Here is a 23,303-nt window from a genome sequence, read left to right as displayed (position 1 = left end):
GGCGAGGAACGAAATGACGACGACAGTGGGCGATTTTCTGGTTGAGCGGCTCAGCCAATGGGGCGTCACGCGGATTTTTGGTTATCCGGGAGACGGCATCAATGGCGTATTCGGCGCGCTCGCCCGAGCCAATGGCAAGATCGAATTCGTTCAGGCCCGACACGAAGAAATGGCCGCGTTCATGGCGTCGGCCCACGCTAAATTCACTGGCGAACTGGGTGTGTGCATCGCCACGTCGGGGCCCGGCGCTTCGCACCTGATCACCGGTCTGTACGACGCGCGCATGGATCACCAGCCGGTGCTGGCGATAGTCGGTCAGCAGGCGCGGACGGCGCTCGGCAGTCATTACCAGCAGGAGCTGGATCTGGTCTCGATGTTCAAGGACGTGGCCGGGGCCTTTGTGCAGCAGGCCTCGGCGCCGTCGCAGGTGCGTCATCTGCTCGATCGTGCCGTGCGTACGGCGGTTGGCGAGCGGCGGGTGACGGCGATCATTCTGCCCAATGATTTGCAGGATCTTGCGTACGAGCCACCGGCGCGGGCACACGGCACTGCGCATTCCGGCGTCGGATACACCAAGCCGAAAGTGCTGCCCTACGAGGCGGATCTGCAGCGCGCCGCCGACGTTTTGAACAGCGGTGAAAAAAGTCGCGATTCTGGTCGGCGCTGGCGCGTTGCAAGCGACGGATGAAGTGATCGCCATCGCGGAAAAAACTCGGTGCTGGCGTCGCCAAGGCGTTACTCGGCAAGGCCGCGCTGCCGGACGACTTGCCGTGGGTCACCGGCAGTATCGGCCTGCTGGGCACCGAGCCGAGCTACAAGATGATGAGTGAATGCGACACCTTGTTGATGATCGGCTCGGGTTTTCCCTATGCCGAATTTCTGCCCAAGGAAGGTCAGGCGCGCGGCGTGCAGATTGACCTGCAGCCAGACATGCTCAGCCTGCGTTATCCGATGGAGGTCAATCTGGTCGGTGACTCCGCCGAAACCCTTGGCGCGCTGCTGCCGTTGCTCGAACAGAAGACCTCGCACAAGTGGCGCAAAAAGATCGAGGGCTGGCGCGGCAGTTGGGAGAAAACCCTGGAAAAGCGTGCGATGGCCAAAGCTGATCCGATCAATCCGCAGCGGGTGGTGTATGAACTGTCACCGCGCCTGCCGGAGCAGGCGATCATCACCAGCGACTCGGGCTCCTGCGCCAACTGGTACGCGCGTGACCTGAAGATTCGCCGCGGCATGCAGTGTTCGCTGTCCGGTGGCCTGGCCTCGATGGGCGCTGCCGTGCCGTATGCGATCGCGGCCAAGTTCGCGCACCCCGAGCGCGCGGTGATTGCGCTGGTGGGTGACGGTGCGATGCAGATGAACAACATGGCCGAACTGATCACCGTTGCCAAATACTGGCGCCAATGGAGCAGCCCGAAATGGATCTGCGCGGTGTTCAACAACGAGGATCTGAATCAGGTCACCTGGGAGCAGCGGGTGATGGAGGGCGATCCTAAGTTCGAAGCCTCGCAGAGCATTCCCGATGTGCCGTATCACCTGTTCGCCATTTCCATCGGCCTGAAAGGGATTTTCGTCGACCGCGAAGAAGACGTCGCCGCTGCCTGGGAGCAGGCACTGGCCTCGGACGTGCCGGTGCTGATCGAGTTCAAGACCGACCCCAACGTGCCGCCATTGCCGCCGCACATCAAACTCGAACAGGCGAAGAAATTTGCCACGACCCTGCTCAAGGGCGACCCGGACGAGGCGGGCGTGATCGTGCAAGCCGCCAAGCAGGTGCTGGCCAGCGTCCTCCCCGGCAAAAAATAATCGTGCAGGCGCTTCGTCGTGTCCCAAATCTGTGAGCGCCGCAGAACCCTGTGGGAGCGAGCTTGCTCGCGAAAGCGTTGTGTCAGGTGCAGCGATTGTGGAGGTGTCGACGCCTTCGCTGGCAAGCCAGCTCCCACAGGTATTTCGTCGTGTCCCAAATCTGTGAGCGCCGCAGAACCCTGTGGGAGCGAGCTTGCTCGCGAAAGCGTTGTGTCAGGTGCAGCGATTGTGGAGGTGTCGACGCCTTCGCTGGCAAGCCAGCTCCCACAGGTATTTCGTTGTGCCTGAAATCTGTGAACGAGGACCGTGGAGATTTTCATGGGTGAAGCAGCGAAGGTGCTTTTTTGATGTTCATCGGTTGCGCGGGCTGGAGTCTGGGGCGCGAGTATTGGCCGCAGTTTCCGGCCGAGGGTACGCATCTGCAGCGTTACGCGGCGCGGTTTGACTGCGTGGAAATCAACAGCTCGTTTTATCGTCCGCATCGGCGTCAGACCTATGCGCGCTGGGCGGATTCGGTGCCGCCGGGCTTTCGCTTTTCAGTGAAAGTGCCAAAGCAGATCACTCATGAATGGCGTCTGCGGGACTGTGATCAAGCGCTGGACGAGTTTCTCGGGCAGTGCGAGGGTCTGGCCGATCGGCTGGGATGCTTGCTGGTGCAACTGCCACCGTCGCTGGCCTTTGAACCGACAAGCGCAGAGGCGTTTTTCGTGGCGTTGCGCCAACGCTTCGCCGGTGCCGTGGTGCTTGAGCCACGGCATGAGTCATGGGTGGTGGCGGCGCCGCTGTTGCAGGCGTATCGGATTGCCCAGGCCATGGTCGATCCGTCGCGGATCAGTACCGATGGCTCGGCGCAGGGCTGGGCGGGTGTGCACTATTGGCGCCTGCATGGCGCGCCACGGATTTATCACAGTGCTTATGAGATGCCTTATCTGCAGCAATTTGCGCAGGACATGCAGCTTTGCGCTGCTGATGGGGCCAGCGTCTGGTGCATCTTCGACAACACCGCCAGCGGCGCCGCGTTGGGCAACGCGATGACGCTGGCGGCGCTGAGCCGGGCTTGAATCAGGCTGACAAGTGTTCATACAGAATGGTCGCGCCGACGATCATCAGCACCACGCCACCAACCATTTCCGCACGCTTGCCGACGACCGCACCGAGCACCCGGCCGAGCATCACGCCGATAGTCACCATGGTCATGGTCGCCAGGCCGATGGCCGCTGCCGCCACCCAGATATTCACGTCGACAAACGCCAGACCGACGCCGACCGCGAGCGCGTCAATGCTGGTGGCAAACGCGGTGACCGCGAGAATCAGGAACGAATGTTGACCAGGTTTTTTCTTCTTCCTCGTCTTCGTGTTTCAGGCCGTTGTAGATCATGTGCAGGCCGAGGATCAGCAGCAGGGTGAAGGCGATCCAGTGGTCCCATTCGGCGACCCAGCGGGTGGCAGCCTGGCCGATCAGCCAGCCGATGATCGGGGTGATGGCTTCGATCACGCCGAAGATCAGGCCGGTGCGCAGCGCTTCGGTCAGACGTGGTTTGTGCAGGCTGGAGCCTTTGCCGATGGCTGCGGCGAACGCATCCGTGGACATGGCCAAAGCAAGGAATATGAGGGAAACAGGATTCACGGGGGCACACTTCCAGTCGGGCTATGAGTCAACGACACAACCACACGCCCGACTTCAGGCATGGATGTGTCGTCGGTCTCACCAACCAAAAGGTGTTCGTACCACGGCAGGTTGCCGAGAATGTTGATACGAACGCTTCCGAGCGACTCGGAAACAGGCTACTCCCCAACGAGGCTGCGGATCTTATGGGGGCAAACATGAAAATTTTGTCAAAAGCATTGAGGCGATCGATTGACGCAATGGTCGTGCCGGGTCCGGGTGATGTTATTGGCTCGGGGAATCATTGATCCGCAACTGCGCGCACAACCCGCCCTGCGGCCGGTTGTACAGCTGCAACGTGCTGCCGATCTTGCTGACGATCATCTGCACGATCGCCAGCCCCAGCCCGGCGCCGTTGCCGTGGCCGTGGCTGTAGAAACGCTCGAACAGTCGTGCGTATTCCTGCTCGTTGATACCGGGACCGGCGTCCTCGACGCTGATGTACACCGCGCCGCCCGCCTGTGGTTGCACCTGGACTCGTACCTCGCTGCCCGGCGGGGCGAAGTTCAGCGCGTTGGTCACCAGATTCTGCAAGGCAATGGCGAGGGCCACCGGGTCGGTGTCGACCGGGCAGTGGTGGTCGCTGTCGAGGATCAGTTCGACGTCCTTCTCCATGGCCAGCGGTGCCAGTTCGGCGAGCTCTTCGCGCACCAGTTCGGTCAGATCCACAGTGCGGGTGTCGGGATTGGCCAGGTGCGGTTCGATGCGCGCCATGGTCAGCAATTGACTGGCGATGCGCGTCGCCCGATCCACTGCGCTGACCAGATATTCCAGTGCCTCTTCGCGTTGTTGCGGGGTCGCCGCCAGTTGCGCGTTTTGCGCGTGGATCCGCAGGATCGCCAGCGGTGTGCGCAGCTCATGGGCAGCGTCGGCAATGAAGCGTCGCTCCCGCGCCAGCAGATTGTCGATCTGCTGCAACAGGCGATTGAGCGCGGTCTGCATCGGCTCCAGATCATGCGGCAGGGGGCTGAGGTGCAGCGGTTTCAGGGTTTCGGTATCTCGTCCGCGTATGCTCTGCGCCATCGCCCGCAGCGGTTGCAGGCCCCAACCGATGGTCAGCCAGATCAGCGCGGCCAGCAGCGGTACGCCGATCAGACTCGGCCATAACGTGTGGCCGACGATGCGCTCGATCAGGTCCTGACGGATGTCGTCGCGCTCGCCGACCCAGATCAGCAGCCCTTGTTGTGAATCCTTGAGCAGAAACGCGCACCAGTCGCGGCCATTCTCCATCAGGTCATGCGAGCCGAGAGTAGTGGGCGGTGCAGCAAGTTCCGGCGCTTCGGCCGAGCGCACCAGCAATTGCCCGTCGCTGCGCCAGACCTGAAAAGTCAGACGGGTTTCGTAAGGGTGCGCGGCCTCGCCGTCGCCGACCCGGCTCATGGCTTCATCGAAGGCCTGATAGAGCCGGCTCCAGTCGTTGTCGCCGGGTGCGCGCTGGGCCAGCACGCCTTGCAGAAGGCGCGCGCTTTGTGCCAGCTGGGCATCGTAGACTTCTTCGATTTCATGGTGACTGTCGCGCAGCACCAGCCAACTGATCAGCAGGTCGCCGATCAATACCAGAATCAGCACCGGCACCAGAATCCGCGCACGGATGGAAATCATGGTTTGAGCTCCAGCACATAGCCGACACCGCGCACGGTGCGGATCAATTCGCTCGAGAGTTTTTTGCGCAGGTTGTGGATCAGCACTTCGAGGGTGTTGCTTTCGACCCGGTCCTGCCAGCCGTACAGCGCTCGCGACAGGCGTTCGCGGGTGACGACCTTGCCCGGGCGAGCCATCAGTTGATGCAGCAGTTGATATTCCATCGGCGTCACCACCACGTCAGTGCCGTGCCAGCTGACCTGCTGCGTGACCGGATCGAGACACACGCCCGCATGCTCAAGCACCGGCTGCGCACGGCCCTGACTGCGGCGCAGCAGGGCGCGAATGCGCGCCTTCAATTCATCGACGTCGAAGGGTTTGATCAGGTAGTCGTCGGCGCCGGCATCCAGTCCGGCAATGCGTTCGGCAGTGCCGTCGCGGGCGGTGAGGATCAGCACCGGCAAGTCCTGTTGTTCGCCACGCAAGCGTTGCAGCAGCGCCAGACCGTCGAGCCGTGGCAGGCCGAGGTCGAGCAACAACAAGTCGAAACTTTCACTGCGCAGGGCGTGCAGGGCGCTGACCCCGTCCTGCAACCAGTCGAGGGTGTAGCCTTCGCTGCCGAGGGCAACGCGAATGCCTTGACCGAGGGCGCGATCATCTTCGACCAGCAATAGACGCATAACGGATTCTCTTGAGCAAACACGGCGATTGACCGGCGGCATCATGCCGCTGTGCAGGCGGCTGTGGCAGCTGACCCGACGGGAAAGATGTAACGACTCATTGCCAACTAAGCTTCGACTAAGGTTGCTTTTGCACAGTGAGGCCTTCCTCATCGAGCGAGAGTGTTTCCATGCGCAAACTTCTGCTGTTGTCCCTCATCGTTGCCAGCCCGTTGGCCGTCGCCGGCCCGCAATGCACCACCGCCGAACGCTCGCAATGGCAAGACCAGAAAGCCTTTCAGGAGCAGCTCAAGGCTCAGGGCTACGAGATCAGCAAGTTCAAGGTCACCGACGGCAACTGCTACGAGATCTACGGCTTTGACAAGGACAAGCGCAAGGTCGAGATCTACCACGACCCGGTCAGCGGCAAAGCGGTGAAAACCGAGATCAAGGGCTGATGCCGAGCGCGTCCGTGCGCCTGTGGGATCCCGTGGTGCGGCTGTTTCATCTGTCCATCGCGGGCGTCTTCGTTGCCAATTACTTCTTCAATGAAGCCGGTGACGCCTGGCACATCTGGCTCGGCTATTACGCCATGGGCTGGCTGCTGGTGCGGCTGGTCTGGGGATTCGTCGGACCGCACAGTGCGCGTTGGGCGGATTTCTGGCCGACACCGACGCGGTTGATCGCTCATGCGCGCTCACTGATTGCCGGACGGCCCGAGCATCGCCTCGGGCATTCACCGATTGGCGCACTGGTGATGCTGTCGATGTTGCTGGCGATGTTCACCGCCGGTATGAGCGGCTGGGCCATGGAAGAGATCGACGCCCTGTGGGGCGCCGACTGGCCGTTGCAGGTACACGAATTCGCCACCGACACCTTGCTGGTGCTGGTGTGTCTGCACATCGCCGCCGCGTTGTACGAGAGTTTTCTGGTTCGCGACAACTTGCCGTTGTCGATGCTCACCGGACGCCGTCGCCGTTTGCCGGACGATCCGCCGCGCTGACAAGGATGTTTTGCCGATTGCCCTCCATCCTGTTTTTGCCGTGAGTCCACTATGCGTGCGCTTCCCGATCGCTTGAAATTTATTCTCGGCGGACTGGCCGTGAGCCTGGTTTTCTGGGGCGCCTGGCGCAGTCATCCGGCTCATGTGCTGGCGCCATTTGCCGTGGCCGCGCCGCCGGTGGATGCTTCGCTGCAGGCACCAGAGCCGCTGTACAGCAGCCGCTTCGTCTCCTCGCAATTGAATGATTTCGTGCACTCGTCGTCGGTGACCGCGCTGCCGGGCGGTGACCTGATGGCGGTGTGGTTCGCCGGTTCCCGCGAGGGCGCTGCCGATGTACAGATCCGTACCGCCCGTTACGACGCCAACACCGCGGAGTGGGGCGCCGAGCAGGTGTTGGCCACCCGCGAATCGACCCGCGACGGCACCCGCCGCTACATCCGCAAACTGGGCAATCCGGTGATCGCCCTCGCGCCGGATCAACGGTTGTGGATGTTCTATGTCTCGGTGTCCGTGGGCGGCTGGGCCACCAGTGCGATCAATGTGATGGTCTCGGATGACTTCGGGCGCAACTGGTCGGCGCCGCGACAGCTGATCACTTCACCGTTCTTCAATATCAGCACGCTGGTGCGCGCTGCGCCGGTGTTCCATGCCGACGGTTCGATCGGCCTGCCGGTGTATCACGAGTTCATGGGCAAATTCGCCGAGTACCTGTACCTGAGCGCAGACGGCGCGGTGATCGACAAATTCCGCATCAGCCGTGGCAAGCATTCGTTGCAGCCGACCATTGTGCCGCTGGACGGACAACGTGCCGTGGCCATGCTGCGTTATGCCGGCGACACCCATCATCGGGTGCTGGCCAGCCGCACCGAGGATGCCGGGCAGACCTGGAGCGAGCCGTATCCGCTGGAGCCGGCCAACCCCAATTCATCGCTGGCGGCCGTGGGTACCGACGACAACGGTTTGCTGGTGGCGCTCAATGATCTGCAGGACGGGCGCTTCAAGCTCAGCCTCTACGGCACCGATGCCAACCTGAGCAACTGGCGCAACGTGATCGAACTCGATCAGTCGCCCGATCCGCTCGGCCAGCCGTTCGCCCCCGAAGCCTACAAAGCGATCATCGGCGAAGGTTTTCGTGCTTCCAGTGGTGCCCGGCGCTTGCCGCTGGAACAGCGCTTTCTGAGCAATCTGGATTACCGGGTGTGCAAGCCGCAGGGCTGTGATTTCGAGTACGAGTATCCGTACTTCAGTCGCGGCAGCGATGGCCTCTATCACCTGGTGTATTCGTGGAATAACACCTTCATCAAACATGTCAGCTTCAATGAAGCGTGGCTCGAGGAGCGCCTGTGATGCTGTTGCTCTGGCAAGCCCATTTGACATTCATCCTGCTGGGTTTTGTCCTGCTCGGCTCGTTGCACTGCACGCGACGCTGGCGTCCGTGGCTGTTGCCGCTGCTGGCGCTGGTCAGCTTTGTGCCAGTCAACGATCTGCCGTTAGCGGCGTACGTGCGCAGTGTCACCGATGATCTGGCGATTACCACGCTGGTGTTGCTCGGCTGGGCCAGTCTGGTCCGATTGGGCGTGGTCGAGCGGCAGACGTTGTCGGCACGGGTGCAGGTGCTGGTGTTGTTTACCGTGCTGGCCGCGCTGTTGTACCCGGCGACGATGGGCCTGACCTATTTCGATCCGTACCGCTGGGGCTTCAACCCACGGCCGATGATCGTCTGTATCGGCCTGCTGGCACTGACGCTGTTGTGGCTACGCAATACGCTGGCCGTGTCGATGCTCGCGCTGGGCACGCTGGCGTTCGCCTTGCGTCTCAAGGCTTCGGAAAACTATTGGGACTACCTGATCGATCCGCTGCTGCTGGGTTATTGCCTGGTCACCGCTGCGGCGCTGTGCATCCGCGAGGTCTGGCGTCTGCTGCGAGCCGCACCGGCAAGCACGACATCTTCTATTTGAACCAACGACACTGAGGTCAATGATGGGCTGGTTGCAATCGCGACGCCTGCGCTACGGCGTGGGTGCGGCAGGTTTGGCGTTCTTGTTGTTTGCCCTGCTCAGGCTGGTGTTCGTGCTGGGTTTCTCCGGGATCGCGCCCAGTGAGTTCGTCGATAACCCGACACTGGGCGAAACCCTCGGTATCGGTTTGCGCTTCGACTTGCGCCTGGCCGTGTTGCTGATCCTGCCCCTGGCGTTGCTGGCCTGGCTGCCGCGCTGGAACCTCACGCGGTTGCCGTGGTTGCGCTGGGTCGCACGGGTTTACTGGCTGCTGGCGCTCGGCGTGATCGGCCTGTTGTACATCATCGATTTCGGTCATTACGCCTATCTTGGCGTGCGGATCAACGCCACGGTGCTGCGTTATCTGGACGACGCGCAGATCTCGCAACAGATGGTTTGGGAAACCTATCCGGTGCTGTGGATCGCGCTCGGCTGGCTGGCGGTGCTGGGCGTCTGCTTCTACGGACTTTTGAAGCTGGAACGGCTGACACTGGCCCGTGAAGCCAAGGTTATCCGGCGTCCGTCGCTGGCATTCGGCACCGGGCTGGGCGTGGTCGTGGTGCTGCTGGCGCTGCTCGGTCGGGTCGACAATCTCAACCTGGAAAACCCGGTGCCGCTGCGCTGGAGTGATGCGTTCTTTTCCGGTAACGCGCAGATCGCCGCAGTCGGTCTGAACCCGGTGTTGTTCCTCTACGACACGCTGAAAACCGGCCAGGCGCAATTCGATGAGGCGCAGGTGCGCGAGCACTATCCGCTGATTGCCCGCTATCTGGGCGTGGATCGACCGGACCCGCAAAGCCTGACGTTCGAACGTCAGCAAGGCGTGCAGCCGTATCGGCTGCAGGGCACGCCGAACGTGATGTTCGTCATGCTCGAATCGCTGGGCACCAGCGCCGTCGGCGCCTACGGCAATCCGTTGAACCCGACGCCAAACCTCGATCAACTGGCGAGCCAAAGCTGGTTCTTCAAGCACTTCTATGTGCCGGTCACCGGCACCGCGAAAACCGTGTGGGCGAGCATCACCGGCGTTCCCGACGTGACCCGCCGCGAGACCGCCACCCGCCATCCGCTGATCACCCGCCAGCACACGTTGATCAATGCGTTCACCGATTACCAGAAGCTCTACATGATCGGCGGCAACGCCGGCTGGGCCAATATCAATGCGCTGATCCAGCAGAGCCTCGACGGCGTACGCCTGTATCAGGAAAGTGACTGGCGTTCGCCGCTGGTGGACGTGTGGGGGATTTCCGATCTGGATCTGTTCAAGGAGAGCGACCGCATCCTGCGCGACTTGCCGAAGGACCGACCGTTCTTCGCTTACGTGCAAACCTCGGGTAACCATCGGCCGTTCACCATTCCCAAGGACAACGACGGCTTCCAGGTCAGCAACCTGTCGCTGGAACAGGTGCAGGCCGCCGGTTCGCGCAGCGTCGAGCAGTACAACGCGGTGCGCCTGCTGGATTTCAATATCGGCAAGTTGATGGAGCTGGCCAAGGCCGGCGGCTATTACGACAACACGATTTTTGTGTTCTTCGGCGACCACAACACGCGCATCAGCCAGATCCCGCACATGCCGCCGGCGTTCGAGCAACTGGGCCTGGAAAGCAATCATGTGCCGATGCTGATTCATGCGCCGGGGCTGCTGGCGCCAAAGGTCATCGAGGAAGCCGTAGGGCTGACGGATCTGCTGCCGACGGTGGCGGGGATGGCTGGCGTGCCGTTCAGCAATGGTGCGATGGGCCGCGATGTCCAACAACCGGCGCCGGAAGGTGAGCGCGTGGTGCCGCTGGTACTGCGCGAGGGCACGTTTCCGGTGATTGGCGGGGTGACCAAGGATTTCCTCCTGCAGATGCAGCATGACGGCAGCTCGCCGACCCTGCATGACCTGGCGTCGAACACGCCGCTGGACAACGTCGCCGGGCAAAATCCCGGGGAATTCCAGCGCCTGGTGGAACTGACGCGGGGGCTACACGAGAGCGCGCGGCTGATGCTGTATCGCAACGTGCGCTGACCGGGTGGGGGCCCGGTCAGCGAGGCGTTTAGCGGTTCAGAAAGCTCAGCAGGTCTTCGTTCAGCGCCTGGGCGTGGGTCACGGCAAAACCATGGGGCGCGCCGGCGTAGACTTTCAACTCGGCGCCCTTGATCTGCGCGGCGGCCTGTTTGCCGGTGGTTTCGAACGGCACGATCTGATCGCCGTCACCGTGGATCACCAGGGTCGGCACGTCGATCTTCGCCATGTCCGGGCGGAAGTCGGTTTGCGAAAACGCGGTGACGCAATCCACGGTGCCTTTGAGCGAGGCGAGCAGGGCGATGTTCAGGGTTTGCGTGAGCACGCCATCGGAGACTTTCTGGCCCTGATTGGTGCCGTAGAATGGCGCGGCGAAGTCCGCGATGAACTGCGCGCGATCCTTGAGCAGGCCGGCCTTGATCCCGTCGAACACCGAGGCGTCGACGCCCTGCGGGTAATCGGCCTTCTTGCCGAACAGCGGCGTCACCGCCCCGAGCAGCACCAGCCCGGCAACGCGCTCGCTGCCATGGCGGGCCATGTAGCGACTGACGTCGCCGCCACCCATTGAGAAGCCGACCAGCGTCACATCGCGCAGGTCGAGGTGTTTGATCAGTTGCGCGATGTCGTCGGCAAAGGTGTCGTAGTCATAGCCGTTCCACGGTTGATCGGAGCGCCCGAAACCACGGCGGTCAAAGGCAATCGTGCGGTAGCCGCGACTGCTCAGGTATTCCATCTGGTATTCCCACATGTCGGCATCCAGCGGCCAGCCATGGCTGAACAGCACGGGCTTGCCGCTGCCCCAGTCCTTGAAATAGATCTGTGTGCCGTCATCGGTAGTGAATGTGCTCATGGAAACTCCTTGCTTGAGTACGCGTTGGGGAGGGGCTGTAAAGCAGGATTCACTATCCGCGCAATCGACCGTGGCCACTTGTATGCAGGTGCTGCGCTGGCGGCGTGGTTCTTTTCCGCGAACACAGTTGTAAAATGCAACCACACGCTGGATTTGACGGAGAAACACCCTGTGAAGCGCAAAAGCCTGCACGGCAACGCCTGCCCGGTCGCCCGTACGCTGGATCTGATCGGCGACTGGTGGTCGCTGCTGATCATCCGCGATGCGCTGGAGGGCATCCGCCGCTTCAGTGATTTTCAGAAGAATCTGGACATCGCCAAGAACATGCTCAGCGCCCGGCTCAAGGCCTTGGTTGAGCAGGGGATCCTGCAAACCGTGCCGGCCGCCGATGGCGGTGCCTATAAGGAATACGTGCTGACCGAACGCGGCAAGGCCTTGCAGACGGTGATCGTTGCGCTGTCGCAGTGGGGCGGCGAACACCTGTATGCGCCGGGGGAGGCGGGTTCGGTGATGGTTGACGCGCAGCAGCGGCAGCCGATCAGGAAGCTGGAATTGCGTTCAGCGGATGGCCGCCTGCTGGCACCTCAGGACGTGGCGACGAAGTTGGGCGTTGCGCACTGAACCAGGGATTACCCCCGGAAAACCTCAGCCGCGTCGATTGTTCAATCCCCGTTACAAACCCGACAAACGGTCGAAATGTTTGTTTGACGTCAAAATGATGGCCATCTAATATCGCGCCACTATTTTGATGTCATTCCGTCTCGAGGGATCGAACATGTATCCACCCGCCCTCGTGGCGAGGTTGTGCGTAGCTTTGCTGTGCCTGTCTCCGCTTCAAATGGCTTTCGCTGCACCGACCCCCGGTGAGACCGACCTGATCCGCGATCGCCAAAATCGCCTGCTCGAAGAGCAGCAGCGGCGTCTTGAAGACCTGAAAAATCTGCCCGGCAAAGAGGCAGGTCCAGCGCAACCAGCGGCGCCCACCGACACCCGTTGTTTCCCGATCAAGGACATCGAGCTCAAGGGCGCCGACAGTCTGTCCGACAGCGACAAAACCCGTCTGCTCAAGCCCTACATCGACCAGTGCCTTGGTGTACCCCAGCTCAACGAGCTGCTGAAAGTCATCACCGACCATTACATCGAGAAAGGCTTGGTCACCAGCCGCGCCTACCTGCCGCAGCAGGATCTGTCCGGCGGGCATCTGAAAGTGCTGGTGGTCGAAGGCAAACTCGAAGGCATGAAGGGCGCCGAGAACAGCCAGCTTTCGCAGCGCGAACTGGCGATGGCCTTTCCCGGCAAGTCCGGCGAACTGGTCAACCTGCGCGAGATCGAGCAGATGGTCGATCAGCTCAATCGCCTGCCGTCCAATCAGGCCAAGATGGAGCTGGCGCCGGGCAAGAACGTCGGCGGCAGTGAAGTGCTGGTCACCAATAACCCGCAGAAGCCATGGCGTGCCGGACTGTCGCGCAGCAACGACGGCCAGCGCAGCACCGGCGAACAGCAGTGGGGCACGACCTTCGATTGGGACAGCCCGCTGGGCCTGGCCGATCAGTTGAGCCTGCGCGGCGGTCACGATGCGATGACCGACCACCAGCACACCTCCAGTAACGCCATGCTCAATTACAACCTGCCGTGGGGCTGGTGGAACTTCAGCTACACCTACAGCCAGAGCGACTACCGCTCGCAGATCGCCGCCAACGGCTACAACTTCAAGCAGACCGGCGACAGCGAAAACCATCAGCTGCGCGCCGAGCGGGTGATCCATCGCGACTCGGTGAGCAAGACCTCGCTCAGTGCCGGCCTGTCCTACCTGCGCACCAACAACTTCATCGAAGACAGCAAGCTCAAGCTGAGCAGCAACCGCATCAGCGAAGCGCAGTTCGGCTTCAACCACGGTCGCCGCATCGGCAGCGCCTTCGTCAACTTCGACGCCGGCATGCAGGAAGGCATCGGCGCGTTCGATGCGCAGGGCAGCCACGATCCAGGCCCCGGCGAGCCCGACGCACGCTACCGCAAATACACCGCGACCCTGAGCTACCTGCAACCGCTCAAGCTGTGGGGCGAATCCTTCAGCTTCAGCAGCCTGATGACCGGCCAGCGCAGCGAGGATGTGCTGTTCAGTCCGCAGCGCACCAGCCTCGGTGGACTGTCGTCGATCCGTGGCTACAAGGATCAGTCGCTGTCTGGCGACAGCGGCGGTTACTGGCGCAACGACCTGCGCTGGAGCCGTCCGGTCAGCGCCGAGTGGCTGCGCCCGGTGTTCGCTGAATACGGTACCAGCCTCGGCTACGACCAGGGCGTGATTCGCGGCGACCGCTACAACGGCGATCAGCACGGACGCATGTCGAGCAACTCGCTGGAACTGTTCGCCCGTGGTCAACACGTGGCTGCCAGCGTGACCTTTGCCCATTCCCTCGAACGCCCGGATGTGCTGACCGAGCGTGAAGCGCCGATTTATTTCCGCCTCGACTTTTTCATCTAATTCAAATTCTTCGAGACCATCGACATGGATGTTCGCCAGTTCGCCTTCCTTGCAGGCCAGCCTTCTGCGGCCGTAAAAAACCGTGAGTTGTTCCTAGGCATGCCCAAACGCGGGCTGGCGTTCCTGCTGGCGAACGTCATGTTCTGGCAGCCGATGTGGGCGCAGGCCGACGGCATTGTCGTGGCCAACCCGAACACCTCGCTGGATCGGGCCGGCAATGGCGTGCCGATCATCAACATTGCCACGCCCAACGGCAGCGGGCTGTCGCACAACCAGTTTCACGATTACAACGTCGGTGCGCAGGGCGTCATCCTCAACAACGGCTCGGCGCAGACCTCGAACACCCAGTTGGCCGGGCACATCATCGGCAACCCGAACCTGAAAAAACAGTGGCTCGGCGCAAGCGATTCTCAACGAAGTCATCAGCGGCAACCCGAGCCAGTTGCGCGGTTACACCGAAGTGGCGGGGCAGTCGGCGCGAGTGATTGTCGCCAATCCGTATGGCATCACTTGCAACGGTTGCGGCTTCATCAATGCACCGCGCGTGACGCTGAGCACCGGCAAACCGGTGCTGGATGGCGCGGGGCGGCTGGATCGTTTTCAGGTTGATCAAGGCGCTGTAGCGATCGAAGGCGCCGGCCTCAACGCCAACAACGTCGACCGTTTCGAAATCATCACCCGCAGCGCGAAGATCAACGCCGAAATCCAGGCGCAGAACCTGACGATTGTTGCCGGGCGCAACGACGTCAACGCGCAGACCTTGAACGCCACGGCCCGCGCCGATGATGGCAGCGCCAAACCGCAACTGGCAATCGACTCATCGGCACTCGGCGGGATGTACGCCGGGGCGATCAAACTGGTCGGCACCGAGGCCGGGGTCGGGGTGAAGCTCGACGGCAAACTGATCGCCAGCGGTGGCGATATTCAGCTTGATGCCAATGGTCAATTGAGCCTGGTTGATACCTCGGCGACCGGTGCGGTCAACGTCAAGGCGGCCAGTCTCGATGCGCGCGGGCCGGTGTATGCCGGTACCGCGTTGAATGTGCAGACGCAGGGCAACCTGATCAACCGCCAGACACTCGCCGCCCGCGACAGCATCGCCCTTAGTGCCGGCGGTCAACTGACCAACGCCGGCGTCATTGAGGCCGGGGTCAACGCCGACGGCAGTCGCAACGCCAACGGTGATCTGAGCCTGAATGCGCAGTACCTCGACAACAGCGGCAAGAGTCTGGTGGCGAGCCGCAATCTCACCGTCAGCACCGCGCAAACCCTGAACAACCAGGGCGGTACGCTCAGCGGACAAACCACGGCGATCACGGCGGGCACGCTGGACAACCGCAACAGCGGCCGCGTGCTCGGTAATGCGACGCTGAACGTCACCGCCAATCAGCTATTCAACACTCAAGGGGTGATCCATAGCTCGGGCAATCTGACCGGTAGTTTCGGTCAACTGGACAACAGCAACGGCGAGTTTTCCAGCAGCGGCGTCACCCGGCTCAACGCGGCAACGGTGAACAACCGCAGCGGTCAGATCCTCGGCGATCTGGGGCTGAATATCGACCTCAGCGGCGCGCTGGACAACCGTGATGGCGTGCTCGGCTCCGGCCAGTGGGTGAGTCTGCAGGCGGCCAGCCTGGATAACCGCGATGGCGGTGTGCTCGTCAGCGACGGTAGCCTGACCGTGCGTCTGCGCGGCGCACTCGACAACCGCAACAAAGGCGAGATCACCGCCAAGGGCGCCATCGATGCGCAAGCCGGCAGCCTCGACAACCGCGACGGCAAACTCATCGGTAAAACCACCCTGGCACTGCGCAGCGATACCGCGGACAACCGTGCCGGCGTGATCCAGGCTGATCAGCAACTGACGCTCAACGTCGATCGCCTGGACAGCCGCGACAAGGGCCAGATCACCGGCAAGTCCGGTATCGCTTACGCCGGTACACGTCTGGACAACAGCGGCGGACTCATCAGTGCGGTCGGTCCGGTCAGCCTCAACGCGGGCGAAGTGCAAAACGCCGCAGGTCGGATCTCCAGCCAAGGCGATCTGACTGCGGCCATCGGGTTGCTGCAACAGCAGGGTGGTGCGCTGGTCGCTCAGGGCAATCTGAGCCTGACCGGCAAGACGCTCGACAACCGCAATGGCGGTCTGGTCGGCACCACAAAAGTGCTGACCCTGACTGTCGACGACATCGACAACCGTAACGGCGAAATCTCCAGCAGTCTGCTGCTGAACATCAAAGGCCAGCGCCTGGACAACAGCGACAGCGGCAAGCTGCTGGCCGGCACCGATCTGGGCCTCGCCGTGGCGGAACTGATCAACCTGAATAAAGGCCTGATCAGCGCCAAGGGCGCAACCACGCTTACTGGCAGCAGCCTGGATAACAGCGGCGGTCGCCTCAACAGCCTCAACGGCCTGGTGATTACCCTCGACGATGCCCTGATCAACGCGCAGGGCACTATCAGCAGCGAGGGCACGCTGACGGCCAATCTCGGCCGATTCGACAACAGTGCCGGTAGCCTGAGCACAGCCGGCGTCTTGTCGGTAACCAGCCGTGGCCTGGTACTCAATCGGGCGGGTTCGATCGGCACCGACAACACGTTGACCCTGACCAGCGCCAGTCTCGATAACAGCCAGAAAGGTTTGATCAGTGCCAAAGGCGCCAGTCATGTCGATACCGGCGACTTCGACAACAGCCTGGGCGGCAAACTCACCAGTGAAGCGTCTCTGACGCTCAAGGCCGCTCAGGTCAACAACGCCACTGGCCGGATTGCCAGCCAGCAAGCGTTGAACGTATCGGTCACCGGGCTGGATCAGCAGGATGGCGAGCTGTTCAGCAAGGCAGACCTGACCCTTGATCTGAACAACGGTCAGTTGAACAACCAGAACGGTTTGATCAACGCGCCCGGCACGCTGCTGCTGAAAAACCTCAATGGCGTGAACAACCACAGCGGCGAAATCTCCAGCCAGCAAGCATTCACCCTCGCGGCCAATGACCTGGACAACAGCAACGGCAAGTTGATCAGCCAGCAAGGGCTGACGCTGCGCATTGCGGCAGCGCTGAATAACCTCAAAGGCGTGATTTCTGCGGCGGCACTCGATAGCCATTCCGTGAGCCTCGACAACCAGGATGGCTTGATCAGCAGTCGCGGCCCACTGGTGCTGACCACCAACAAGACCTTGAACAACCAGTCCGGCACTCTCATTGCCGATGGTGAACTGATGCTGACCGCCGATACGCTGGTCAACCAGCAGGGCAGCATTGCCGGCAAGTCCGATGCGTCCATTCAGGTAAAAAGCCTGAACAACCAGGACGCTCAACTGATCGCCACCGGTGTGCTCAACCTCAGCGCCGAGACCCTCGACAATCGCCACGGTGGCTTGCTCGGTTCGACCAAGGCCATGACCCTGACGGTCGATGAACTGGACAACCGTGGCGGTGAAATCACCACCAACAGCGATCTGCTGCTGACCGGTAAAAGACTCGATAACAGCGATGGCGGCAAGGTTTTCACCAGCAAGGCACTGACGCTTACGGTCGATCAGTTGCTCAACCGCAACAAAGGCCTGATCGATACGGGCACGCTGCTGAAGCTCCAAGGCCATACGCTGGACAACAGCGGCGGTGAGTTGCTCAGCCAGCAGGACACGCTGCTGAACCTCAGCGGCGACTTCACCAATCACCTCGGTAAAGTCAGCAGCGAAGGCGCGCTGACCTTCACTTCCGCGCAACTGAGCAACACTGGCGGCAGCCTGTCCAGCGCTGCAGATCTCACCCTCGACAGCACTGGCAAGGTCGATAACCAAGGCGGGCGGATCGTCACCGATGGCCTCCTCGTGCTCAAAAGTACCGGTCTGGATAACCGGCAGAAGGGCACCCTCAGCGGCAAAGACGCGGTCACGGTCACGACCGGTGACTTCGATAACAGCAGCGGTTTGCTGAGCAGCGCCGACACGCTCGATCTCGTCGCCGGCCAGATCACCAACAGCGATGCCGGCAGTATCGGCAGCCAGGGCGCACTGACCGCGTCGGTGACAGGCTTCGATCAACAGGGCGGCAAGCTGCTCAGCAACACGCGCCTGAGCCTGGACCTGAACCACGGCCAGTTGAACAACATCAACGGCGTGATCAGCGCGCCCCGGCACTCTGCTGCTCAAGCAACTCAACGGTGTCAACAACCAGGGCGGCACGATCTCCAGCACTGAAGCGTTCGCCCTTACCGCGCAGAGCCTGGACAACAGCAACGGCAAACTCTTGAGCAATCAGGGCCTGACCCTGCGCATCGCCAACGCGCTGGACAACGTCAAAGGCCTGATCGGCGCGGCGTCGATCGATGTGCGGGCGGGCAGCCTGAACAACAGCGGTGGCAGCCTGGTCAGCCGTGGCGATCTTGAACTCACGGTCGATGGCCTGTTGCGCAACGATGCCAGCGGCCTGATCAGTGCTGCGCAGGCGCTGAACATCGGCAGTGCCGATCTGAACAACCAGAGCGGCACGCTACTGGGTGTCAGCGCGGTCACGCTCAATGCGATGGCGCTGAACAACCGTGACAGTGGTTTGATTAACAGCAAGGGCGATCTGAAACTGACCGCGACCAGTCTGGACTCCAGCAATGGCGGTGAAGTCTCCGCCGCGGGTGACATCGATCTGAGCCTGGCTTCGTTGACCCAGAACGGCGGCCGCCTGTTGGGCGACCAGGCCGTCACGCTGGACCTGGCCAATGGCGACCTCGACAACCAGAACGGCCTGCTCACCGCCAAGGGTCCGTTGACCCTCAAGCGCCTGCGCGACCTGAACAACCAGCGCGGTGAGATCTCCAGCAACCTGAGTTTCGACGTCATCGCTCGTGCCGTGAACAACAACGCCGGCAAGTTGATCAGCGGCGAAAAACTCTTGCTGCGCGGCACCACACTGACCAACCAGAAGGGCTTGCTGTCCGGCTGGAAAGGGTTGAGCGTCAGCGGCAACAGTCTCGACAACCGCGACAGCGGCACACTCTCGAGCAAATTCGGTGATGTCGCGGTCGAGCTCCAGGACGCGTTGCTCAACAGTGGCGCCGGTGCACTGGTTGCCGAGGGCAGCCTGACCGTCAAGGCCGGCAGCCTCGATAACAGCAACAAAGGCATTCTGAGCAGCGGAGCAGGGCAGAGCCTGACGCTGAACGGCGCGCTCAATAACAGTCAGGGCGGCTTGATCGCCAGCGACGGTGCGCTGGATCTGCTGAGCATGGCGCTGACCAACGTCGACGGCGCGATCAATGCGCAGCAGGCGATCAACGCCACGGTTTCGCGACTGGACAACAGTGGCGGCCAGATCGCCAGTAACGACGCGATCACCCTCAACCTCAGCGGCGACCTCGACAACAACGGCGGCCGATTGGCCGGTGCAGGCCCGGTGCAGATCAAAGGCGTGACCGACCTGAGTAACCAGAACGGTCAACTCGCCAGCCAGAAGAACCTGGAGCTATCGACCGGCTCACTGGACAACAGCAACAAGGGCACCATCGCCGCCAATGATCTGCTGCAAATCACCGCCAGCGGCGCGGTGCGCAACAATGCTGACGGCTTGATCTACAGTCAGAACGCAGCTCTGCAACTGAAGGCGGCGAGCCTGAACAATGGCAAAGGCGCGTTGCAAAGTGCAAACGCCCTGACCCTCGATGTCAGCGGCAATCTCGACAACCAGAGCGGCAAAGTCATCGCGCAAAACGGTGATGTGAGCGTCAACGCCGCCAACATCGATAACCGCGGCGGCATCCTGTCCAGCATCAAAGGCGCACTCGAAGCGCGGACGGTGGGTGTGCTGCGTAATGGCTACGACCTCAACAACAACCGCCAGGGCGGCATCATTCAGGCGCAAGGTCTGAAGCTGACGGCATTGGCGGGGCTGGACAACAACGGCGGACGCATCTCCGCGCAAGCGACAGATGCGAACATCACCACAGCGGGATTCGATAACCACATCGGTGTGCTTTATGCCAAAGGTCTGGTGAGCGTCAGCGGCACCAGCCTGGACAACGGCGCCGGGCAGATCGCCGGCGAGCGCATCGACTTCGGCCTCAGCGGCGCACTGAACAACGTTGCGGGTGTCATTGAAAGCAACACGCAACTCACCGTCAAAGCGGCCAGCGTCAACAACCAGAATGGTCGTCTGCGTTCGCTGGGCAACTGGGGCAAGACCGATTTGCAGATCGGCGGCCAACTCGACAACCGCAACGGCGTGCTGGAAACCGCAAACACCGACATGACCTTCAACGTTGGCAACTTCCTCAATGACGGCGGGCAACTCAACCACGTCGGCCGCGGCAAGTTCGAAATCGCCACGGCCAATGTGATCGGTGCGGGTGGCAGCATCACCACTGGTGGGCTGCTGGAACTCAATGCCGATACCTGGAACAACTCCAGCGTGATTCAGGCCGGAACCTTGAATGTCAATGTCCGGCAGTTCAGCCAGAGTGCCAACGGCAAATTGCTGGCCTCGGATGTGTTGCAGGTGCGAGGCGGCAACTGGACCAACGACGGCTTGATCGCCAGTGATGGCTTGATCGACATGCAGTTGAGCGGCGGCTACAGCGGCAATGGCCGACTGTCGAGCCAGCGTGGGACCTACCTCTCTGCTGCACAGATGAACATCGGCGCGAACGGCAGCTTCGCCGCGGGTGCGACCTCGACCATCAGTGTGGGCGGGGCCCTCGTCAACGCCGGACGCATCACTTCCAGTGAAGACCTGACCGTCAATGCCGGTAGTGTGACCAACTACGGCACCCTCGGGGCGGCGCAGAACCTGAACATCAACACGCCTTCGTTGCTCAATGATCGCGGGCTGATTTTCAGCGGCAACGACATGACGCTCAGTGTGGGCAATCTGACCAACCAGAACGGTGATTTCTACGGGTTGGGGAATGTGACCATCAAGGGTTACGGGACCGCACAGGCCAGTCAGGTGTCGAACCTGTCGGGTTCGATGGAGAGCGGCAAGACCTTCAAGATTGACGCAGCCAACTTCGCCAACCGCACCTCGGGAGACGACGGTACGCAGAGCTTCGCCCTGAATCGTAAGCTGGTTTCCGGCTTCATCGGCGTTCAGTGCGGCGATTGTTCAGGGGGCACCTACGACGTCAATCTGATTGCTCACGAAGTCTTCGAAGGTGGGCAGGACAATGACACCACGGCATCGTCATTGCTGACAGCCGGTGGCGATTTCATCTTCAACGGCGGTGAATTCCTCAACAGCAAAAGTACGCTCAGCGCTTCTGGCAACATCACCATCAACGCCAACAATATGCGGAACGTCGGTGCGGTGAGTGGCAGCATCGAACGCACCCGAATCTTCCGTACCGGCGCGATCGACTCAGGCTCGTTCAATGTCTTCATGCCTGAGGTGGTGGCGTACAACCAGCGCAATAACCCTGATTTTCCGAACGTCTATTACATCGACGGAACCGGGAACTTTGCCCAGGGTGTCGTCACATCGGGATCGGGTCGAGAACCTGGTCACGACGGTGGTCTGACCCGGGTGGTCGTGATCAAGGACTCGGTGACAAACAAGTCGGTGGGCGACCTCACCCTGTCCGGTTATGCCTGGGGTAACACCAGTCCGCAATCGCAATATGATCCGAACAACCTGGTCGACATGCCGACCAGACTGCAGGGCTTCACACTGACCTCTGACAAAGAAGTCGCCACTGACGGCACCAGTCCAGTCGCGGGTCGCAACGCGGTCATTCAGGCCGGCGGCAATGTCTCGATCACCGCTACCAAGGAACTGCAGAACAGCGTGATCCACGAGGATTACGGCTCTACCGGCGGTACCAATAAAGTTGGCAACACCAACGTCGGCAACACCGGCACCACCGTTATCCGGATCAACAGCCAACTGCCGCCGGACCTCGCCCAACAGCAGGTCAACCCGCTATCCCTACCAGGCTTCTCCCTGCCAACCGGGGAGAATGGTCTGTTCCGCTTGAGCGGGCAGGGCGCCGCTGATACCGCGCCAGTCGCCGCGACCGGCCCGGCGCCAACCTGGACCGTAGGTGGGCAAACCGTCACTACCGAGCACACGTAGTAGCCGGAAGCAGCGGCGGCCCGCGCAATCTTTTCATTGATGCACCGCCCGCAGTCTCCGACAGTACGCGCGCAGTGGATACGTTCCACCGCACCCCGAGTGTCGTGCAGGCCGTGGCCAGCACGGTCGACGTCAACGTGCCGGTGAAACCCGCCGGCCCGGGCATGAAAGACCGCGGCAACGACGCCAGGGAGTCGATCGACACCCGTCCGGTGACCCGCGTCACCGGTCTGCCGGACACCAAGGCGCCGTCCAACGCGCACAAATACCTGATCGAAACCAACCCAGTGCTGACCGACCTCAAGTCGTTCATGAGCTCCGACTACCTGCTGGAAAAACTCGGCTACGACCCCGACCAGAGCGCCAAGCGCCTCGGCGACGGCCTCTACGAACAGCGCCTGATCCAGCAAGCCGTCACCGCCCGCACCGGCCAGGCGTTCATCGACGGCCAGACCTCCAACGAGGGCATGTTCAAGTACCTGATGAACAACGCCATCGCCAGCAAGGACGCCCTCAACCTGTCGGTAGGCGTCGGCCTCACCTCGCAGCAAGTGGCCGCGCTGACCCACGACATCGTCTGGCTCGAAGAGCACGAAGTGAACGGTGAGAAAGTGCTGGTGCCGGTGGTTTATCTGGCGCAGGCCAATGGTCGCCTCGGCCCGACCGGTGCGCTGATTGCCGGTAATGATGTGACGCTGATTGCCGGTGAGAATCTGGATAACGTCGGGACGTTGAAGGCGACGAATAATCTGTCGGCGACGGCGGGCAAGGATCTGGTCAACAGCGGCGTGATTGAGGCGGGCAACCGACTGGATCTGTTGGCGACCAACAATATCGTCAACAAGTCCGGCGGGATCATTACCGGGCGCGATGTGAACCTGATTGCAATTGATGGGGACGTTATCAACGAACGCACAGTAACGGGCATAGATACCGAGGGAAATACTAAACATCGCGATTTTGCTGATTCAGCTGCAAGAATCGAGTCTGCTAATGAACTGACAATATCGGCAGGTCGTGATTTCTCCAACTCGGGAGGCGTGTTGAAAAGCGGAGGCGATATGTACATCGATGCCACCCGTGATATCAACATATTGGCCGTCGCAGAGCGTAGTTCAGATATCAAATACCGCAATACTAATGAAACCATCACCCAGCTCGGAGCAACAATTGATGTTGGACGGGATCTGA

Annotated in this window: 11 protein-coding genes, 3 pseudogenes and 1 riboswitch; of the genes and pseudogenes, 10 read left to right on the top strand and 4 right to left on the bottom strand. The window is 61.5% G+C overall.

All coding sequences use genetic code 11. The features are described from left to right. The first annotated feature begins 13 nt into the window (after positions 1 to 13). Positions 14 to 1,803, top strand: a pseudogene (locus HT737_RS04175) (thiamine pyrophosphate-requiring protein). A gap of 347 nt (positions 1,804 to 2,150) precedes the next feature. Further along, positions 2,151 to 2,864: a DUF72 domain-containing protein gene (locus tag HT737_RS04170; protein ID WP_182401552.1), complete on the top strand. Its 714-nt coding sequence runs from the start codon at positions 2,151 to 2,153 to the stop codon at positions 2,862 to 2,864. Position 2,865: 1 nt separating this feature from the next. Here the strand turns inward: HT737_RS04170 and mntP are convergent. The 3 genes and pseudogenes from mntP to HT737_RS04155 all read right to left on the bottom strand — a co-directional run bounded on the left by mntP (position 2,866) and on the right by HT737_RS04155 (position 5,730). Then, a pseudogene (mntP, locus tag HT737_RS04165) lies at positions 2,866 to 3,430 on the bottom strand (manganese efflux pump MntP). Positions 3,431 to 3,436: 6 nt separating this feature from the next. Beyond that, positions 3,437 to 3,609: riboswitch (yybP-ykoY riboswitch) on the bottom strand. Between the two features lie 85 nt (positions 3,610 to 3,694). After that, positions 3,695 to 5,071, bottom strand: a complete 1,377-nt coding sequence (locus HT737_RS04160) for an ATP-binding protein (RefSeq protein ID WP_182401550.1) — start codon at positions 5,069 to 5,071, stop codon at positions 3,695 to 3,697. Continuing rightward, positions 5,068 to 5,730 carry a response regulator gene (locus HT737_RS04155; protein ID WP_182401548.1) on the bottom strand — a complete coding sequence of 221 codons (663 nt, stop codon included), beginning with the start codon at positions 5,728 to 5,730 and terminating at the stop codon, positions 5,068 to 5,070. Before HT737_RS04155 ends, HT737_RS04160 begins: the two co-directional genes overlap by 4 nt. A 170-nt stretch (positions 5,731 to 5,900) precedes the next feature. Between HT737_RS04155 and HT737_RS04150 the strand changes: the two genes are divergently transcribed. From HT737_RS04150 to HT737_RS04130, 5 genes are read left to right on the top strand one after another with little or no spacing between them, the layout of a single operon-like run. After that, positions 5,901 to 6,167, top strand: coding sequence for a PepSY domain-containing protein (locus HT737_RS04150; protein ID WP_007960465.1), 267 nt, complete (start codon positions 5,901 to 5,903; stop codon positions 6,165 to 6,167). Continuing rightward, positions 6,167 to 6,712 (top strand): cytochrome b/b6 domain-containing protein, encoded by a 546-nt coding sequence (locus tag HT737_RS04145; protein ID WP_182401546.1) that lies wholly within the window; start codon positions 6,167 to 6,169, stop codon positions 6,710 to 6,712. Before HT737_RS04150 ends, HT737_RS04145 begins: the two co-directional genes overlap by 1 nt. A 51-nt stretch (positions 6,713 to 6,763) precedes the next feature. Next, on the top strand, positions 6,764 to 8,059 hold the full coding sequence (locus HT737_RS04140; protein ID WP_182401544.1) for a sialidase family protein: 1,296 nt from the start codon (positions 6,764 to 6,766) through the stop codon (positions 8,057 to 8,059). After that, positions 8,059 to 8,670, top strand: a complete 612-nt coding sequence (locus HT737_RS04135; protein ID WP_182401542.1) for a hypothetical protein — start codon at positions 8,059 to 8,061, stop codon at positions 8,668 to 8,670. The genes HT737_RS04140 and HT737_RS04135 overlap by 1 nt, the downstream gene beginning before the upstream one ends. Positions 8,671 to 8,692: 22 nt before the next feature. Beyond that, a complete protein-coding gene (locus tag HT737_RS04130) occupies positions 8,693 to 10,720 on the top strand; it encodes an LTA synthase family protein (RefSeq protein WP_182401540.1) in 2,028 nt (675 codons plus the stop codon). A 28-nt stretch (positions 10,721 to 10,748) separates the two neighbouring features. Here the strand turns inward: HT737_RS04130 and HT737_RS04125 are convergent, their stop codons facing one another. After that, positions 10,749 to 11,567, bottom strand: a complete 819-nt coding sequence (locus tag HT737_RS04125) for an alpha/beta fold hydrolase (RefSeq protein ID WP_182401538.1) — start codon at positions 11,565 to 11,567, stop codon at positions 10,749 to 10,751. Positions 11,568 to 11,738: 171 nt separating this feature from the next. On the opposite strand from HT737_RS04125, the gene HT737_RS04120 reads away from it, so the two are divergent. The 3 genes and pseudogenes from HT737_RS04120 to HT737_RS32570 form a co-directional block, all read left to right on the top strand. Next, a complete protein-coding gene (locus HT737_RS04120) occupies positions 11,739 to 12,188 on the top strand; it encodes a helix-turn-helix domain-containing protein (RefSeq protein ID WP_121184992.1) in 450 nt (149 codons plus the stop codon). Positions 12,189 to 12,342: 154 nt separating this feature from the next. Continuing rightward, positions 12,343 to 14,049 (top strand): ShlB/FhaC/HecB family hemolysin secretion/activation protein, encoded by a 1,707-nt coding sequence (locus HT737_RS04115; RefSeq protein WP_182401536.1) that lies wholly within the window; start codon positions 12,343 to 12,345, stop codon positions 14,047 to 14,049. Positions 14,050 to 14,073: 24 nt separating this feature from the next. Next, a pseudogene (locus HT737_RS32570) lies at positions 14,074 to 23,303 on the top strand (filamentous hemagglutinin N-terminal domain-containing protein); the annotation flags it as partial.

The organism is Pseudomonas sp. MD195_PC81_125 (assembly GCF_014060985.1).
In the GTDB taxonomy this organism is placed as follows: domain Bacteria; phylum Pseudomonadota; class Gammaproteobacteria; order Pseudomonadales; family Pseudomonadaceae; genus Aquipseudomonas; species Aquipseudomonas parakoreensis.
The sequence above is the reverse complement of the archived record's forward strand: the minus strand, read 5'-3'. Positions and strand labels throughout refer to the sequence as shown.

Excerpts from the sequence above, each read along its gene's own strand:
- HT737_RS04170 (WP_182401552.1), top strand. The coding sequence starts at position 2,151 with ATGTTCATCGGTTGCGCGGGCTGGAGTCTGGGGCGCGAGTATTGGCCG.
- HT737_RS04145 (WP_182401546.1), top strand. The coding sequence starts at position 6,167 with ATGCCGAGCGCGTCCGTGCGCCTGTGGGATCCCGTGGTGCGGCTGTTT.
- HT737_RS04150 (WP_007960465.1), top strand. The coding sequence starts at position 5,901 with ATGCGCAAACTTCTGCTGTTGTCCCTCATCGTTGCCAGCCCGTTGGCC.
- HT737_RS04140 (WP_182401544.1), top strand. The coding sequence starts at position 6,764 with ATGCGTGCGCTTCCCGATCGCTTGAAATTTATTCTCGGCGGACTGGCC.
- HT737_RS04130 (WP_182401540.1), top strand. The coding sequence starts at position 8,693 with ATGGGCTGGTTGCAATCGCGACGCCTGCGCTACGGCGTGGGTGCGGCA.
- HT737_RS04135 (WP_182401542.1), top strand. The coding sequence starts at position 8,059 with ATGCTGTTGCTCTGGCAAGCCCATTTGACATTCATCCTGCTGGGTTTT.
- HT737_RS04155 (WP_182401548.1), bottom strand. The coding sequence starts at position 5,730 with ATGCGTCTATTGCTGGTCGAAGATGATCGCGCCCTCGGTCAAGGCATT.
- HT737_RS04160 (WP_182401550.1), bottom strand. The coding sequence starts at position 5,071 with ATGATTTCCATCCGTGCGCGGATTCTGGTGCCGGTGCTGATTCTGGTA.
- HT737_RS04115 (WP_182401536.1), top strand. The coding sequence starts at position 12,343 with ATGTATCCACCCGCCCTCGTGGCGAGGTTGTGCGTAGCTTTGCTGTGC.
- HT737_RS04125 (WP_182401538.1), bottom strand. The coding sequence starts at position 11,567 with ATGAGCACATTCACTACCGATGACGGCACACAGATCTATTTCAAGGAC.